The 16405-nt window shown below is 65.3% G+C and carries 14 protein-coding genes; 7 read left to right on the forward strand and 7 right to left on the reverse strand.

Annotated features, from left to right (window positions below; translation table 11 throughout):
• Positions 1-20: 20 nt before the first annotated feature.
• The 3 genes from glyS to AAC014_RS00255 all read right to left on the reverse strand — a co-directional run bounded on the left by glyS (position 21) and on the right by AAC014_RS00255 (position 6188).
• Positions 21-2117, reverse strand: a complete 2097-nt coding sequence (gene glyS / locus AAC014_RS00245) for a glycine--tRNA ligase subunit beta (protein ID WP_339703923.1) — start codon at positions 2115-2117, stop codon at positions 21-23.
• Positions 2117-2983, reverse strand: a complete 867-nt coding sequence (locus tag AAC014_RS00250) for a glycine--tRNA ligase subunit alpha (protein WP_339702654.1) — start codon at positions 2981-2983, stop codon at positions 2117-2119. The genes glyS and AAC014_RS00250 overlap by 1 nt, the downstream gene beginning before the upstream one ends.
• Before the next feature lie 79 nt (positions 2984-3062).
• Positions 3063-6188 (reverse strand): autotransporter domain-containing protein, encoded by a 3126-nt coding sequence (locus AAC014_RS00255; protein ID WP_339702657.1) that lies wholly within the window; start codon positions 6186-6188, stop codon positions 3063-3065.
• Between the two features lie 225 nt (positions 6189-6413).
• Between AAC014_RS00255 and AAC014_RS00260 the strand changes: the two genes are divergently transcribed.
• Positions 6414-7928, forward strand: coding sequence for an AMP-binding protein (locus tag AAC014_RS00260; RefSeq protein ID WP_339702660.1), 1515 nt, complete (start codon positions 6414-6416; stop codon positions 7926-7928).
• 57 nt (positions 7929-7985) lie between these two features.
• On the opposite strand, the gene AAC014_RS00265 is transcribed toward AAC014_RS00260, so the two are convergent.
• Positions 7986-8780 (reverse strand): PEP-CTERM sorting domain-containing protein, encoded by a 795-nt coding sequence (locus AAC014_RS00265; protein ID WP_339702663.1) that lies wholly within the window; start codon positions 8778-8780, stop codon positions 7986-7988.
• Positions 8781-9007: 227 nt separating this feature from the next.
• Between AAC014_RS00265 and AAC014_RS00270 the strand changes: the two genes are divergently transcribed.
• From AAC014_RS00270 to AAC014_RS00295, 6 genes are all read left to right on the forward strand, one after another.
• Positions 9008-9895, forward strand: a complete 888-nt coding sequence (locus AAC014_RS00270; RefSeq protein ID WP_339702666.1) for a TraB/GumN family protein — start codon at positions 9008-9010, stop codon at positions 9893-9895.
• Positions 9896-10002: 107 nt separating this feature from the next.
• The gene (locus AAC014_RS00275) at positions 10003-10623 is read left to right on the forward strand and encodes a 50S ribosomal protein L25/general stress protein Ctc (RefSeq protein ID WP_339702669.1); all 621 of its coding nucleotides are present in this window, start codon (positions 10003-10005) and stop codon (positions 10621-10623) included.
• 42 nt (positions 10624-10665) lie between these two features.
• Positions 10666-11247, forward strand: a complete 582-nt coding sequence (pth, locus tag AAC014_RS00280) for an aminoacyl-tRNA hydrolase (RefSeq protein WP_339702672.1) — start codon at positions 10666-10668, stop codon at positions 11245-11247.
• Positions 11248-11251: 4 nt separating this feature from the next.
• Positions 11252-12352 (forward strand): redox-regulated ATPase YchF, encoded by a 1101-nt coding sequence (gene ychF, locus AAC014_RS00285; RefSeq protein WP_339702675.1) that lies wholly within the window; start codon positions 11252-11254, stop codon positions 12350-12352.
• A gap of 38 nt (positions 12353-12390) precedes the next feature.
• Positions 12391-13638 (forward strand): ectonucleotide pyrophosphatase/phosphodiesterase, encoded by a 1248-nt coding sequence (locus AAC014_RS00290; protein WP_339702678.1) that lies wholly within the window; start codon positions 12391-12393, stop codon positions 13636-13638.
• Between the two features lie 53 nt (positions 13639-13691).
• The gene (locus tag AAC014_RS00295) at positions 13692-14138 is read left to right on the forward strand and encodes a MaoC family dehydratase (RefSeq protein ID WP_339703925.1); all 447 of its coding nucleotides are present in this window, start codon (positions 13692-13694) and stop codon (positions 14136-14138) included.
• A 4-nt stretch (positions 14139-14142) separates the two neighbouring features.
• Here AAC014_RS00295 and AAC014_RS00300 read toward each other — a convergent pair whose 3' ends face one another.
• From AAC014_RS00300 to AAC014_RS00310, 3 genes are read right to left on the reverse strand one after another with little or no spacing between them, the layout of a single operon-like run.
• Complete coding sequence (locus AAC014_RS00300; protein WP_339702681.1) at positions 14143-14682, reverse strand: adenine phosphoribosyltransferase; 540 nt, start codon at positions 14680-14682, stop codon at positions 14143-14145.
• Positions 14679-15545, reverse strand: a complete 867-nt coding sequence (mtnP, locus tag AAC014_RS00305) for an S-methyl-5'-thioadenosine phosphorylase (RefSeq protein ID WP_339702684.1) — start codon at positions 15543-15545, stop codon at positions 14679-14681. Before mtnP ends, AAC014_RS00300 begins: the two co-directional genes overlap by 4 nt.
• 15 nt (positions 15546-15560) lie before the next feature.
• The gene (locus tag AAC014_RS00310) at positions 15561-16394 is read right to left on the reverse strand and encodes a cytochrome c1 (protein ID WP_339702686.1); all 834 of its coding nucleotides are present in this window, start codon (positions 16392-16394) and stop codon (positions 15561-15563) included.
• Between the last annotated feature and the right edge of the window lie 11 nt (positions 16395-16405).

Raw genomic sequence — 16405 nt, forward strand, 5'->3', positions numbered from 1 at the left:
GGGAGGGGAGACGCCCGCCGCTACCCCTCAATCCTTGAAAAATCGGCAACGCGGTGCACCGCGGCACGCACCCGCTCAAGCAGCGCGAGACGGAATGCGCGCTTGTCGGGATCGGCATCGTTGACGGTAACGTCCTCGAAAAACGCGTCGATCGGCGCACGCAGCAAGGCCAGCGCCGCCATCGCACCTTCGAAATCCTCGCCGGCGACGGCGGTTTCAGCCTTCGGCGCGGCAATGCCGAGCGCGGTGATCAGCGCGGCTTCGGCGGGTTCGGGCGTGTAAGCGGGCGCGTCCGGCGCGGACGGAAGCTCGCCCTTCTTCGCCTCGGCCTTCAGGATATTCGCGGCGCGCTTGTATCCCGCGAGCAAGTTCGTGCCGTCGTCGGTGCCGAGAAACGCTGACAAAGCATTCGCCCGTACAACTACACGATCCAACCGGCCATCATCGCGCGCATCCCAACGCCGCGAAGCTTGGACGAAATCGTGTCTTATACCCTTCTCTCTTTGCTGCACCGCTAGGCGTTCGAGAAGAAAATCCAAGACAATTGTAATCAACTTACGTTGATCGAGCTGGTGATCTGAGAGTATTTTCAACGGATCGCTTTGATCCAACCAAAACTCAATCGGTGCATCAGTCAGTACTCTGATATCGTTATTCAAAATAAGACTGATAATGGCCAGCGCAGAGCGCCTCAATGCGAACGGATCTTTGGAACCTGTCGGCAGTTCACCGATATCGAAGAATGCGAGCAATGTGTCCAACTTGTCCGCCAGACTCACGGCTACTGTGACCGGCGCTGTCGGCACATCGTCGCCCTGCCCGACCGGCTTGTAGTGGTCGCGGATCGCGTCGGCGACTTGCGGGTCCAGACCCTCGGCGCGGGCATAGTAGCCGCCCATCAGGCCCTGGAGTTCGGGAAACTCACCGACCATGCCGGTGGTGAGGTCGGCCTTGGCAAGGCGAGCCGCCTGCTCGGCGAAATCTGGGTCCGCTCCCTTGATGATTTGGTCTCTGGCTAGCCAGCGCGCGAGCTTCGCCACACGCTCCACCTTGTCCGCAACCGTGCCGAGCTTCTCGTGGAACACGATCTCGGAGAGCTTCTCGGCATGCTGCGCGAGCGTCTTCTTCTTGTCCTGCTCCCAGAAGAAGCGCGCGTCGGAAAGCCGCGCAGCAAGCACCTTCTGGTTGCCCGCGACGATCGACGCGCCGCCGTCGCTCGCGACGATGTTCGCGGTGCAGACGAACGCCGGGGCGAGTTTGCCCGCCCTGTCGCGGCAGACGAAATACTTCTGGTTCTTCGCCGCGGTGAGCTGGATCACCTCCGGCGGCACATCGAGGAACGCCGGATCGAAGCGGCCGAGCAGCGGCACCGGCCATTCGGTGAGGCCCGCGTTCTCCTCGGCAAGCGCCGCATCCGCCACGAGGGCAAGGTTTGCATCCGCCGCAAGGCGCTCTGCAGTGTCCGCGATGATCCCCGCGCGCTCTTCCGACGACACGATCACGTGCGCGGCGCGCAGCTTCGGCGCGTAGTCGTCCGCGTTCGCGATCTCGATCGCGCCGGAGGACATGAAACGGTGGCCGAGCGTCGTGCGGCCCGAAGCGACGCCCGCGATCTCGAACGGCACCACCTCGCCGCCCAGCAGCGCGACAATGCCCTTCAGTGGTCGCACCCAGCGCAGTGATTCCGTCGACAGGCTCGTCTCACCCCAGCGCATCGATTTCGGCCACGGGAAGGCACGCACCACGGCGGGCACGGCCTCAGCGAGCACGTCCGCCGTCTTGCGGCCGGGCTTGGCGATGACGGCAAAGTAAACCCCGTCGCGCTCTTCGAGCTGGTCCTGCGTCAGACCGGTCTTGCGCAAGAAGCCTTCGAGCGCCTGTGGCGGCGCGGAGGTGCGCGGGCCTTTCAGCTCTTCGGACACCGCCTCGGTCTGGGCGGGAAGCCCGCGCGCGATGAGCGCGACACGGCGCGGGGTCACGAACGTCTCGATCGCTTGCGCCTTCAGCCCCGCGCCCGCGATCTCGGCGGTAAGCAGACGCGCGAGGTCGGCAGCCGCCTGCCGCTGCATCCGCGCCGGGATTTCCTCGCTGAACAGTTCGAGCAGGAAGTCGGCCATCATGCCGTCTCCAGCCAGTTGTTGACCTTCATCCAGCTTTCGCACGCCCCCTTGGCGAGGTCGCGGACGCGGCCGATGTAGGCCTGACGCTCGGCGACCGAAATGACGCCGCGCGCATTCAGAAGATTGAAGATGTGGCTCGCCTTGATCGCCTGTTCATAGGCAGGGAGCGGCAGATCGTTATCCAGCAGCGTCCGGCACATGGCCTGCGCGTCCTTGAACTGGCGGAGCAGCGCTTCGGTGTCCGCATGTTCGAAGTTGTAGGCGCTCTGCTGCTGTTCGTTCGCGAGGAACACGTCGCCGTAGGTGACGCCGCGCCCGTTGAAATCGAGGTCGTAGACGTTGTCGACGCCCTGAATATACATGGCGAGGCGCTCAAGCCCGTAGGTGATCTCGCCCGCGACCGGCTTGCAGTCATAACCGCCGACCTGCTGGAAATAGGTGAACTGCGTCACCTCCATGCCGTCGCACCAGACCTCCCAGCCGAGGCCCCACGCGCCGAGCGTCGGGCTCTCCCAGTCGTCCTCCACGAAGCGGATGTCGTGCTTGGCGAGGTCGACGCCGATCTCGCGCAAACTATCGAGGTACGCGTCCTGGATATCCGCCGGGCTCGGCTTCAGGATCACCTGGAACTGGTAGTAATGCTGCAGCCGGTTCGGATTCTCGCCATAGCGGCCGTCGGTCGGCCGGCGCGAGGGCTGCACATAGGCAGCGTTCCACGGGTTCGGCCCCAGCGCACGGAGCGTCGTCGCCGGATGGAACGTGCCCGCGCCCATTTCCATGTCGTAGGGCTGCAGAATCACACAGCCCCGGTCACCCCAAAAACGCTGAAGCGTAAGGATGATCTCCTGAAAACTGAGTGCCACGCGCGTCCGCCCTTCGCAGGTGCAAAAAAGTCGGGACGCGTCTAACCGGCGCGGGCCCTTCCGGCAAGCATCACGGTCTTCAGAAGTGCATCGCCAGCGACATGGTGAGCGCGTCGTTCGCGTAGCCCGAGCCGCCCTCGCGGTCGTAGTTGACGCCAAGCGCCGTGCGGCCGCCGACGTAGTTCGCGCTCGCGCCCGCGCGCCAGCCGCTGTCGAGCGAGGACTTCGATTCGAGGTAGAACGCCGCGCCCGTCGCCACGAACTGGCCCTTCGTGCCGATCACCTGATCGCCGGCGAGCCTGTAGATGTAGGCGCCCCGCATCTCCAGCCACAGCTCGCCATCGCCCAGCGGGATGCCGTAGCCGAGTGCGAGCTTCGAGGTGCCGCGGACAAGATCGAACGACACGCTGTCGATATCGAGGTTGAGCGCGTCCGCGCCGTCCTCGGTGTAGCCGTCCTGCTTCACCTTCAGGAAATTGATGTTGTTGCTGGGCGTGAACCGCAGCCGCTTGCCGAGCGGCATTTCGTAGCCGACGGTGAGGTTGCCCGAAAGCTGCGAGCCGGAGAACTTCGCCTCCGCCTCACGGTCCAGCCCCCCAAAGGTGATGACGCGGCGGCTGCGATAATCGTTCATCGCATAGCCCGCGGTCGCATCCACGAACAGGCGGCCGAACCGGATCGTCGTGTAGATGTCGCCCTGCAGGTTCTTCACCACGAGCGGGCTGTCCGAAAGCCCGTCCGGGTCGACCTCGCTCGAAATATAGCTGAGGCCGACGCCGACCGCTGCCTTCTCGCCGACGAGATAATCGCCGCCCACGGTGAGACCGTAGGAGTTGCCGTCGAAGCCCGGGTCGCTGTCGCGCTCCTTCTTGCTGAAGAAGTTGCCGGTCTGCTGGATCCACACGCCGAAGCGCGCGCGCTCCACCGCGTCGATGCCGCCGCCGTGGAACGATTGGCGGATCGTCTGCATCCGGTGGCCGAGCACACCGAAGCCCGCGTCCTGATTGGCGATAAGCACGCGCGCCGCGGCGCTGCCGAACGTCGTCGGCGTCATCTGGCGCACGGCAGCCTGAACCGAGGCTTCGTCGCGAAGCGCGTTGACCGCGCTCGTCAGCGCCTGCTCCTCGCTGAGCGCGCCGATCGAGGCCTCGTAGATCTTGCTGTATTCGCTGCTGAGGCCGAGTTCGCTGCCGCCCTTGCGCCGAAGGTCGATGCTGATCGAGTCGGCATCCACGGTCACGTCGTCGACAGCATAGATGTAAGGCACGCTGTCGGCGGTGAGGATCGTTCCCGGGTGGTCGGTCGTCAGGCCGCCGCCGGCCGTGAGCACGTCGATCGTCCGCTCGCCCGCCAGCAGATCGGTGATGTTGAGCTCGATCGTGCTCGTGCCCGTGAAGGTCGCCGCACCGGCCACGTCGATGCCAGTGAAATCCGTGCCGACGTCGAGGATGATCTTCGAGGCGCCGGACGCGCTCAGGGTCTGGAGCGAGAGGCTGTCCTGCCCCGAGAGGTCGAGGGTGCCGCCGGTCATGCCGAGCGCAAGCGTGCCGCCGGTTGCGGACAGGCCGCCGGTAACCGTGCCGCCACTGATATTGAGCGCATTTGTGCCGCCGCCGAAGCTGATGGCGCCGGTAACGGTCCCGCCCGTGACGTTCATCGTGTCGCTGCCCACGCCGAGGCGCACCGCGCCGTCGATCGTGCCCGAGTTGTTCAGCGTGACACCCGTTCCGTTCGCCGAAGTGTCGATCGCGTAGGCGGCGACGTTCTCGCCGCTGAAGCCCGTCGCGTCGATCGTTCCGCTGTTCGTGATCGTGGAGACGTTTCCGGCCGAATAGATACCATAGGCGGTCCGGTTGTTGCCGTTCGCCGTCACCTCGATCGTGCCGCTGTTCGTCACGGTATTCACAGCCGCGCCCGCGTCGACGCGGATGCCGTAAGCGTTGCCGCCCACGCCGAAGGTGCCGTCGCTGTTCGCAGTACGGTTGCCGCGCACGGTGATGCGGCCGCCGTTCACGATATCGGGCGCGATGCCGCCGCTTCCCACGCGGATGCCGCTCGCTGCCGCATCGATCGCGGAGGCGGTGACGCTGGAGCCCGACTGGTTGTTGATGCCGCCGCCGACACTCGCCGTGAAGCCGTTGCCGCCCACCACGCGAATCGCATCGGTCTCGCGGCCCGCGGTGCTGCCGCTGGCCGTGATCGCCGAGCGGTTGACGATGCCATAGGCGTCCGCACCCGTGCCGACATTGCCGACAACGGTGTTCGCCGTTCCGGTTGCCCCGGGCGACACGAGGATCGCCGGCGCGCCGCCGAGCGCCGCCACGTTACCCGCGACGATCGTATGCTTCGTGGTATCGACATCGGCCGGCGCCACACGATTGCCGTCCGCATCCACATAATAGCGATCGTTGACGAAGCCGCCGCCGACCGTGCCGGAGATGAGGACGCTCGCCTTGCCTGCCACGGCGGGCACGACAGTGCCGTCCGAAGTCGTCGATTGCGCCTGGCCCGTACCAATGGTGCCCGCGTTCGCAATACCGCCACCGACCGTGCCGGTCACCGCAAGCGCGGCGCCGTCCGCGCCGGTTGCGGAAACACCGCCCGTGACCTTCACGTTACCGGTGACTTCGCCCGACACCGAAACCGCAGTGGAGCGCGCGCCCGTCACCGAAACGCCATTCACGCCGAGGTTGCCATCGAGCCGCGAGGTCACGGAAACACCGTAGGAGTCCGTGCCGCCCACCGTGATCGAGCTGCCGCCGCCACTCACCACGTTGCCCGTGAACGTGCCCGCGCCACCGATCAGCAGGCCGACGTTGTTGGTGCCGACCGCATCGCTCGCGCCGGTGCCCGTCACCTGGATCGTGCCGTTGTTAGTGATCGTGCCCGAAAGCCCGCCAGCAGGTGCCACGACCGCGACACCGGTGCCGTTTGACTGCGTCGTCGTCTTCACGGTGCGCGAGGCGTTCACCGTCACGCTGTTGCTGGAATCGACCGTGATCGCCGTGCCGCTGGAAACGTCGACGGTGCCGTCGACGATGACGTTGCCCGGCCCGCTGTTGGCGTTGGACGTCGTGATCGGCGTGTTGCGCGTCCCCGTGACGGTCAGGTCCGCCGCGGCGGCCGGCCCGGCGGCGAGCGCGATCAGGGAAACGCCGGCGCAGATGTTGGCGGCGAAAGACGAGGTGACGCGGAACGTGCTCATGGGGCCCTTTCAGATACTGCCAGCAGCATCACGCATGACCGGGAACCCACCCCACTCGGGCCCATCGGAACGCCGCACGATACCGCCTCCCTGGCGCTTCAAAACGCCTTGTGGCGGATAGGGCCAAGCCCCGCCGCCGTCAATCTCCCCATACCTGACGAAGCCGCCAGCGTGTCTTTATGCAACAGCTTTTGGTAGCGTTGGCGCGGGAGGACAGGAACCACAATGCATCCATATGTTTTTGCCGAAAAGACCCCCGACAAGACCGCGATCGTCATCGCCGAAACCGGCGAAACGCTCACCTACAGAGCGCTCGAGGCGCTTTCGAACCGGGTCGCGCAGTTGATCCGCGCGCACGGTCTGAAGCGCGGCGACGTGATCGCGCTGATGATGGAAAACTGTCTGGAGTTCATCCCGATCTGCTGGGGCGCGCAGCGCTCCGGCATCATCTTCACGGCTATGTCGACCAAGCTCGCGCTGGATGAGGCACAGTATATCCTCGCCGATTCCGCAGCGAAGATGCTGCTTGCGAGCCCCGGCCTCGCCGATATCGCGGCGCAGCTGGCAGTGCCCGGTCCGCGTTTTTCCGTCGGCGGCGCGATTCCCGGCTTCGAAGACTTCGGCGCTGCCGTCGCCGCGATGCCGGATACGCGCATCGCCGACGAATCGCAGGGCCGCGACATGCTCTATTCGTCGGGCACCACCGGCCGCCCCAAGGGCGTCATCGGGCCGCTATCCGAAGGCCCTATCGACGAGGAGAGCCCGCTCTTCGTGCTGACGAAGATGATCTACCGTTTCGACGAGAACATGATCTATCTGTCGCCCGCCCCCCTCTATCACGCGGCACCGCTGCGCTATTCAATGTCGGTGCACCGCGTGGGCGGCACGCTCGTCGTGATGAAGAAGTTCGATCCGGAGCGCTATCTCGCGCTTGTCGAACAATACCGCGTCACGCACACGCAGCTCGTGCCGACAATGTTCGTGCGGATGCTGAAGCTGCCTGACGAGACCCGCGAGCGCTACGACCTCTCCAGCCTCAGGATCGCGATCCATGCGGCCGCGCCCTGTCCCGTGGAGGTCAAACGCCGCATGATCGACTGGTGGGGCGAGACGATCTACGAATATTACGCCTCCACCGAAAGCGCCGGCTTCTGCGCCGTCGGTCCGCAGGAATGGCTGAAGAAGCCTGGAACGGTGGGCCGTTCGCTCCTCGGCGAGATTCGTATTCTCGACGAGGACGACAATGTGCTGCCGCCGGGACGCGAGGGCCGCATCTACTTCGCAGGCGGCGGCGAGTTCGCCTATCACAACGATCCCGAGAAGACGAAAAGCGTCCAGCACAAGGAACACGGCGCCACCTTCGGCGACATCGGCTATCTCGACGAGGACGGCTATCTCTTCCTCACCGACCGCGCCGCCTACATGATCATCACCGGCGGCGTGAACGTCTATCCGCAGGAAGCCGAGAACGTGCTCGTCATGCATCCCAAGGTGTCGGACGTCGCCGTATTCGGCGTGCCCCATGAGGAGATGGGCGAAGAGGTGAAGGCGGTTGTGCAGCCACGCGACTGGGCCGATGCGGGGCCGGACCTTGAAGCCGAGCTCATCGCCTTCGCCCGCGCGCACCTCAGCCATGTCAAATGCCCGCGCTCGGTTGATTTCGAGGCTGAGCTGCCGCGGCATGACACGGGCAAGCTCTACAAGCGCCTGCTCAAGGACCGTTACGCACAGAAACAATGACGCACAAAGGAAACGGGGGCGCCGCACCGGACGCCCCCGTGACAATTCAGCCCATGCTCAGCCGCGACGACGGCGCAGCAGGCCCATACCGACGAAGCCAAGCCCGAACAGGCCCAGCATTCCGGGTTCCGGCACATCAACGACCGGCGGTTCGGGATCGGGATCCGGCGCGACATCTTCCGTGATGCCCGCATAAAGCACGAAGCTCTGGCTGTAGTTGTAGAAACCGAACGACCCGTTGTCGAACGCGGCAAGTCCGGCTTCGGCAGCCGTCAGGCTCAGTTCGAGAACGCCACCCACCTTCACCTGAATGAGGTCCGGCAGGAAGATCAGATCGAACGTATATTCGGCATTGTCGTCCCAACCGGTGGAGCCGAGCGTGGTCCCCCGCTTCAATTCGTTCACGACGCCTTCGTGGCCCCAGAAATCGTATTCGGACGCTGCGGCCGCGTTTCCGGAAACGTGCGAGATGGACAGCCCCTCGTACGCCATATTGCCGGAGAACTGGTCCGACTGTTTCCAGTCGATCAGGATGAAATTGGCACTCGACGAATTGATTTCGCCGTCGCTGTAGCCAAGCACGAAGCCGACATAATCGTCGTCCCCCGTCGTCGTGACCTTGATCGAGCCGGAGAGCGCAAGGCCCTGCGCGCTGGCACCGTCCTTGAAGAAGATCGTCGGCAGCCCGTTCACGGTCTGCAACACCGAATCGTTTCCGGGCTGCACAGCCCAGTTTGCATTCCCGGCCACATCATCGAGTACGTCAGCCTGCCACCCCGTGAGGTCGACAGGGGCAGCGATTGCCGGTGTTGCCAGCAGCGCCGACGCACAGGCCAATAATTTCAAGCGCATTTTTCGTCCCCTTCCAGCGGACGCGAACCAGCACGCGCCCTCTTTGGGCAGTGAATGCAGGATCGATGCCAAGGCTGGCTTTCCTATATTTTCAAAGAGAAAATAATAATCCCTTTTGAAAGTTGTTTCGATTCTGTAAGAAATTCCGACGGTTCTGGCAGAGCCCCGACCGCATCACTATGTTCCCCCACATGATATCGCGATTAAAAGCGGCGCTCGGCGCCTTCATGCTCATCGCCTGCACGGCGCAGTCCCCAGGAAAAGCACAGGAGGAAGCCCCGCCGGCATCCGCGGGCCCTTCTGCCGCAAGAGGCCCGGCGCTGTGGGCGGTCAAGGATGCCGACACAACGATCTATCTTTTCGGCACGATCCACATGCTGCCCGAAGGCACCGAGTGGCTTCTGCCGCCAATCGCGAAGGCGTTCGATGCCGCCGACACGCTCGTGCTCGAAGTGCTCGGCACCACCGATCCGAAGGTAACGACGCCAATCATCCTCGAAATGGGCTACACGCCCGGCCTGCCGCCGCTCGCCGAACGCGTTCCGGCGGACGAGCGCGACGAGCTTGCCGCCGCCATCACGCACGCGGGCGTTCCGCCGCAGGCGCTTGATGCGATGGAAACCTGGCTTGCCACCATGTCGCTTTCCACTGCACGCATCCAGAAGCTCGGCTATGGCGTCGAGGGCGGCGTCGAATATCAGCTTTCCACGCGCGCCACCGCGCAGCGCAAGCGGATCGAGGCGTTGGAGACGATGACCGAGCAGCTCGGCTTCTTCGATACGCTGCCCGAAGACGAGCAGCGCGCGCTCCTCGTCAACTCCCTAGACGATATCGAAGAGATCGATACTGTCATCCGAAGCGCCGTGAAAAGCTGGCAGGCGGGCGACGTCGACGCCGTGGCCGAGTTGCTTGAGGACGACACGCGCGGTTCGCCCGGCCTCGCCAAGCGCCTGCTCACCGACCGCAATCTCAACTGGTCCAACTGGATCGAGAAACGCCTCGAATCGACCCCGGGCACGGTGTTCGTCGCCGTCGGCAGCGGGCACCTCGCGGGCAAGGACAGCGTGCAGTCGATGCTGGAGGCCAAGGGCCTCAAGGTCGAGCGGCTCAACTAAGGCGAATCCCTTGCATTTCTGCGCTTCGGCGTGTAGGGGCACCGCTTCCCGAGCGGCTGGTCATCCCTGGAGGCGGCCGCGGGGATCGAAAAAATGGAGAGATACAGATGAGTGAAGCGCTGAAGCTCGCGGCTGAAGCGCGCGACCGGGCAGGCAAGGGAGCCTCCCGTGCAATCCGTCGCGAAGGCCGCGTACCCGCCGTGATTTACGGCAACAAGAAGGAACCCGTGCAGGTCCATGTCGAGGCGAAGGCCCTGATCAAGATGCTGCAGACCGGTCACTTCCTGAACTCGGTCGTCGAGGTCGAGATCGGCGGAAAGTCCGAACGCACGCTGCCCCGCGACGTGCAGTTCCACCCGGTGACCGACCGCCCGATCCACGTCGACTTCCTTCGCCTGTCGAAGAATGCGACCGTCACGGTCGCGGTTCCGGTGCGCTTCACCGACGAAGAAGAATCGCCCGGCATCAAGCGCGGCGCGGTGCTCAACATCGTCCGCCACGAAGTCGAGCTGATCTGCCCGGCCGACGCGATCCCCGACGATCTCGTCGCCTCGCTGAAGGGCCTCGGCGTGGGTGAATCGATCCACATCTCGGCGTTCACGCTGCCGACCGGCGCCAAGACCGTGATCGACGACCGCGACTTCACCGTCGCGACCATCGTCGCGCCGTCCGCGCTGCGCTCGACCGAGGACAGCGAAGCGGCGACCGCCGAAGACGCAGAGGCCTGACATTAGGACGCCCGGCGTTCGCGCCGGGCGTTTCCTCACGCGATGCAGCTGTTCGTCGGCCTCGGCAATCCGGGGAGCGACTATGCGCTCCACCGGCACAACGTCGGCTTCATGGCTGTCGACACGATCGCCGATGTCTACCGGTTCCCGCCCTGGACGAAGAAATTCAAAGGCCTGATCACCGACGGCCGCATCGGCGATGCGCGCATCCTGCTGCTGAAGCCGCAAACCTTCATGAACGACAGCGGCCGCAGCGTCGGCGAGGCGATGCGCTTCTACAAGCTGGAGCCCGGTGACGTCACCGTGTTCTACGACGAACTCGACCTCGCACCGATGAAGGTGAAAGTGAAGACCGGCGGCGGCGCGGCAGGCCACAACGGTATCCGCTCGATCACTGCGCACATCGGCGAGGATTTTCGCCGCGTCCGCATCGGCATCGGCCACCCGGGCGAAAAGGCGCGGGTGACGGGCTATGTGCTCGGCAACTACGCGAAAGCGGAAATGGAGCCGCTCGCCGATCTCCTCGGCGCCATCGCGCGCGAGGCAAGGTGGCTTGCGGAAGGCGACGACGCGCGCTTCATGAGCGACGTGGCGCTTGCCATGCAAACGAACGGAAAGGCCTGATCTGATGGGTTTCAAGTGCGGTATCGTGGGCCTGCCCAATGTCGGCAAATCGACATTGTTCAATGCGCTGACCGAAACGGCCGCCGCGGCAGCGGCGAACTTCCCGTTCTGCACGATCGAGCCCAACGTGGGCCAGGTCCCGGTCCCCGATCCCCGCCTTTACAAGCTCGCCGAGATCGCGGGTTCGCAGAAGGTCATCGAAACGCAACTCGCCTTCGTCGACATCGCGGGCCTCGTGCGCGGCGCCTCGAAGGGCGAAGGCCTCGGCAACCAGTTCCTTGGAAACATCCGCGAGGTGGACGCCATCGTCCACGTGCTGCGCTGCTTCGAGAACGGCGACATCACCCATGTCGATGGCCGCGTCGACCCGATCGCCGATGCCGAAACCGTGGAGACCGAGCTGATGCTCTCCGACATCGAAAGCCTTGAGCGGCGCGTGCCCGCGCTCGTCAAAAAAGGTCAGGGCGGCGACAAGGAGGCGAAGGTCGCTGGCGCCGTGCTCGGCCGCGCGCTCGATGTTCTGAAAGAGGGCAAGCCCACGCGCATGGTCGAGGCGAAGGACGAGGAAGAGGCCCGCGTGCTCGCACAGGCGCAGCTCCTCACCGCGAAGCCCGTGCTCTATGTCTGCAACGTCGGCGAAGGCGAAGCCGCAACCGGCAACGCGCTCTCCGAAAAGGTTGCCGCCAAGGCGAAAGCAGAGGGAGCTGCGAGCGTCGTCATTTCCGCAGCCATCGAGGCGGAGATCAGCCAGATGGACCCGGCCGACCGCCCCGACTTCCTTTCCGATCTCGGGCTTACGGAAACCGGCCTCGCGCGCGTGATCCGCGCAGGCTACGACCTGCTGCACCTCATCACCTTCTTCACGGTCGGCCCCAAGGAGGCCCGGGCGTGGACGGTGGAAAGAGGCGCCACCGCCCCGAATGCCGCCGGCGTCATCCACACCGATTTCGAAAAGGGCTTCATCCGCGCCGAAACCATCGCCTACGATGATTTCACCAGCCTCGGTGGCGAGCACGGCGCAAAGGAAGCCGGGAAGCTGCGCCTGGAAGGCAAGGAGTATCTGGTGAAGGACGGCGACGTCCTCCACTTCCGCTTCAACGTCTAGTCATCCGCCGGTCACGAGGATCACGCAGGGAGATGGGCATGATGTACAATCACCTCCGCACCCTGTTCGCCGCGCTTTCGATCCTCGCGCTGTCCGCCTGCACGGTCACGCCGCGCCCTGTCGCGGAGATCGCTGCGGAAGCGCGCGTGCCGGTCACGATCCTCATCTCGATTGACGGGCTGCGGCCCGACTATCTGGACCGGGGTGTTTCACCCAACATCAACGCGCTTGCCGCATTGGGCGTGAAAGCGGCGATGCGGCCCTCGTTCCCGTCGCTCACCTTCCCGAACCACCACAGCCTCGTCACCGGGCTGCGCCCCGACCGCCACGGCATCGTCGACAACACGATGATCGACGCGCGCCGCCCCGACGTGCGCTTCACGCTCGGCGATCCGCGGCAATCGCTCGACCCGTTCTGGTGGGACGAGGCCGAGCCGATCTGGGTGACCGCCGAGAAGGCAGGCATCCGCACCGGTACGATGTTCTGGCCCGGCTCCGAAGTCGCCATCCACGGCACGCGCCCGCAGGACTGGCTGCGCTACGACAAGGCGGTGAACGGCACGCAGCGCATCAACACCGTGCTCGACTGGATGCGCCGCCCCGCTGCGATCCGCCCGCACTTCGTCACGCTCTATTTCGACACGGTGGACACCGTGGGCCACGGGCTCGGCCCCGACGCGCCGGAAACCACCGCGGCCTTCGCCGAGGTCGACCGGCTGATCGGCGATCTCGTCGCTGGGCTGAAGGCGATCGGGCAGCCTGCGAACATCGTTCTCGTCTCGGATCACGGCATGGGTGCGACTGCCGACGAGCGCGTCATCCGCATCGACCGCATGATCGCGCCGGATGTCGGCACCATCGTCACCGAAGGGCCGCTCTCCGGCGTCAATGCCCTGCCCGGCAAGGACGGCGAAGTCGCCGCAAAGCTGCTCGCCCCGCACGACCATATGCAGTGCTGGCGCAAGGGCACGTTTCCCGCGCGCTTCGCGTATGGGAAGAACCCGCGCGTCCCCGAATTCCTCTGCCTCGCGGCGCACGGCTGGGCGATCCAGGCGCGTGACCGCGAACATATTCTGAAAGGTATGCACGGCTACGATCCCGCAGAGCCCGACATGGCGGCAGTGTTCATCGCGGCCGGCCCCGCGATCGCGAGCGGCGCCGCGCTTCCGGTGTTCGACAACGTCGACGTTTATCCGCTGCTCGCCCGCCTCGTCGGCATCGCGCCGGTATCGAACGTCGATGGCCGCGCCGAAACACTCACACCCTTGCTACGGTCGGCGAACTGATCCCCTCGAAAACGTGAATTTTCCCGAAGGACCCGCGTGTTATGACGGATGCCGTGAAATATCTCGATGACATGAATGTCGGCGATCGCGCCGCGTTCGGCCACTATCCGGTAACGCGTGAGGAGGTGATCGCCTTCGCCTCGAAGTTCGATCCGCAAGCCTTCCATCTCGACGACGCGGCCGCCGCGAAAACCTACTTTGGGCGCCTCTCGGCAAGCGGTTGGCATACCTGCGCGATGACAATGCGCATGATGGTGGAAAACCTCACCGTCGGCGGTCACGCCGGGCTCGGCTCGCCGGGCGTCGACCAGATCCGCTGGCTGAAGCCGGTTTATCCCGGCGACACGCTGCGCGTGGAAACGGTGGTCACCGAGGTTCGCCCTTCGCGCAGCAAGCCTGACATCGGGACCGTGCACAGCGACATTACGGTATTCAATCAGAACGACGAGCCGGTGATGACGATGAAGTCGATCGGCCTGGTGCGGCGCCGGCCCGCGTAAGGGCCTAGTGCCCTTCGAACGCCATCAGCGTCACGGGTTCCACGCCGGCCGCACGTAACCTGTCCGCGCCGCCGAGATCGGGCAGATCGATCGCGAATGCCGCCTGCGCGACGACGCCGCCTGCACGGCGGATGAGTTCAGCCCCCGCGATAGCGGTGCCGCCGGTTGCGATCAGATCGTCGACGAGCAGTACGCGTGCGCCGGGCGCGCAGGCATCTGCGTGCATCTCCACCCGGTCCTCGCCGTATTCGAGCGCGTAATTGACGCCGATCACCGTACCCGGAAGTTTGTTGCGCTTGCGGATGAGCAGCACGCCCGCGCCTAGCCGTGGCGCGAGCGCGGCGGCGAACACGAAGCCGCGCGCCTCGATACCGGCGATGAGATCGAAAGGTCCAGCCACCGCCTCTGCCATACGGTCGATCGTGGCCGCGAAGCCCACTGGATCGAGCAGCAGCGTGGTGATGTCGCGAAACAGGATTCCGGGCTTGGGATGATCGGGAATCGTGCGGACGAGCGCGCGAAGGTCGGCGTTCCGGTCGCTCATTTGAGCACACGCCCCGCCACGCCGCGCAGCGTCTCCACGACCGGCGGTGGCCACAGCGCCGGGTCGGTGATGATGGCGTGGTCGAGCGCATGGTCGCAGCCCTGCGGACACGCCGCAGACGGCGCCCACGCCGCCGCCACTGCTGCGACGAGCGCCCGGGCGTTGGCACTGTTGCCGTGCATCACGTCGAGAATGTCGGCGACGTTCGCGCCTTCCTCGGCCGGGCGCCAGCTGTCGTAATCCGTCACCATCGCGACGCTCGCGTAGCAAAGCTCCGCCTCGCGCGCGAGCGCGGCCTCCGGCATGTTCGTCATGCCGATCACGTCGAAGCCCGCCGCCACGTAAGCGCGCGATTCGGCGCGCGTGGAGAACTGCGGGCCTTCCATCGCGAGATAGGTGCCGCCTGAAACGAATGGGATGCCGAGCGCCTTCGCCGCCTCAGCGACACGCGCCCCGAGCGGGCCGCAGACAGGATCGGCGAGGCTGACATGCGCGACGATGCCGTTTCCGAAGAACGATTTTACGCGGCCGCGCGTCCGGTCCACGAACTGGTCTACGAGCACGAACGTGCCGGGGCTGAGCGCTTCCTTGAACGAGCCGCAGGCCGATAGCGACAGCACATGCGTGCAGCCCGCCGCCTTCAGCGCGGCGATGTTGGCGCGGTAGGGAACTTCCGACGGCGTCAGCCGGTGGCCGCGGCCGTGGCGGGGCAGGAAGACGAGATCCGCCTGCCCGAGCCGCCCGAACAGCAATTCATCGGACGGCGCGCCGAAGGGCGTGTCGACAGCGCGCCAGACGACATCGGTGAGCGAGCCCAGGGCATAGAGCCCGCTGCCGCCAATGATGCCGAGCTTGCCCCCCATCGCCCGGTGCCGGGCCTAGTGCTTGATGCCCGCCCAGACCCTGCGATAGCTGAGGTACGCCAGCGTCGTCAGGATCAGCAGGAAGGCGAGCACGCCCAGACCTGCCCGCTTGCGCGATTCCATCTTAGGCTCGGCCGCCCAGGTGAGGAACGCCGCGACGTCCTGCGACATCTGGTCGACGGTCGGCTCCGGCTGGCCTTCGGCATACGTCACCTGGCCCGCGCTGAGCGGCGGCGCCATCGCGATCGCGAGGCTGTGGAAATACGGGTTGTAGTGGAGCGGCGCTTCGGGGCGGCGGTCCGCCGGGAAGTTTGCCGGAACATCCTGGAAACCGCTGATCAGCGAGTAGACGTAGTTCGAGCCGTCGTGACGCGCCTTGGTGATCAGTGAAAGGTCGGGCGGCAGCGCGTTGTTGTTCGCGGCGCGCGCTGCGATCTCGTTCGCATAGACGAGCGGCATCTTGTCCGACGGAATCGCCGGGCGGGTCGATGCTTCGCCGGTCTCCGAATTGATCGTCGGAACCTCGTGCACCCAGTTCTTGGCGATCGCCTTCACTTCGGCCTCGGAGAAGCCGATCTCGGTGAGGTTACGGAACGCGACGCGGTTCAGGCTGTGGCAGGCCGAGCAGACCTCCTTGTAAACCTGGAAGCCGCGCTGCAGCTGAACGCGGTCGTAGCCGCCGAACACGCCGAGCCCGATCGGGCCGTCCCAGGACCAGTGCACCTGCTTGGGGTGCTCGTGGAAGGCGAGCGTCGGATCGACCTCCGTGGCTTCGCGGGGTGCGAGTGCCGCGAACAGCAGGACCACGCAGAAAACGGCGCCGATGGCGATTCCGAAAAGACGAACCATGACGTCGTGTC

The organism is uncultured Sphingosinicella sp. (assembly GCF_963974575.1).
Lineage (GTDB): Bacteria > Pseudomonadota > Alphaproteobacteria > Sphingomonadales > Sphingomonadaceae > Sphingosinicella.

Excerpts from the sequence above, each read along its gene's own strand:
- AAC014_RS00300 (WP_339702681.1), bottom strand. The coding sequence starts at position 14,682 with ATGAGCGACCGGAACGCCGACCTTCGCGCGCTCGTCCGCACGATTCCC.
- AAC014_RS00275 (WP_339702669.1), top strand. The coding sequence starts at position 10,003 with ATGAGTGAAGCGCTGAAGCTCGCGGCTGAAGCGCGCGACCGGGCAGGC.
- glyS (WP_339703923.1), bottom strand. The coding sequence starts at position 2,117 with ATGGCCGACTTCCTGCTCGAACTGTTCAGCGAGGAAATCCCGGCGCGG.
- AAC014_RS00260 (WP_339702660.1), top strand. The coding sequence starts at position 6,414 with ATGCATCCATATGTTTTTGCCGAAAAGACCCCCGACAAGACCGCGATC.
- AAC014_RS00270 (WP_339702666.1), top strand. The coding sequence starts at position 9,008 with ATGCTCATCGCCTGCACGGCGCAGTCCCCAGGAAAAGCACAGGAGGAA.
- mtnP (WP_339702684.1), bottom strand. The coding sequence starts at position 15,545 with ATGGGGGGCAAGCTCGGCATCATTGGCGGCAGCGGGCTCTATGCCCTG.
- pth (WP_339702672.1), top strand. The coding sequence starts at position 10,666 with ATGCAGCTGTTCGTCGGCCTCGGCAATCCGGGGAGCGACTATGCGCTC.
- AAC014_RS00310 (WP_339702686.1), bottom strand. The coding sequence starts at position 16,394 with ATGGTTCGTCTTTTCGGAATCGCCATCGGCGCCGTTTTCTGCGTGGTC.
- AAC014_RS00290 (WP_339702678.1), top strand. The coding sequence starts at position 12,391 with ATGATGTACAATCACCTCCGCACCCTGTTCGCCGCGCTTTCGATCCTC.
- AAC014_RS00265 (WP_339702663.1), bottom strand. The coding sequence starts at position 8,780 with ATGCGCTTGAAATTATTGGCCTGTGCGTCGGCGCTGCTGGCAACACCG.
- ychF (WP_339702675.1), top strand. The coding sequence starts at position 11,252 with ATGGGTTTCAAGTGCGGTATCGTGGGCCTGCCCAATGTCGGCAAATCG.
- AAC014_RS00255 (WP_339702657.1), bottom strand. The coding sequence starts at position 6,188 with ATGAGCACGTTCCGCGTCACCTCGTCTTTCGCCGCCAACATCTGCGCC.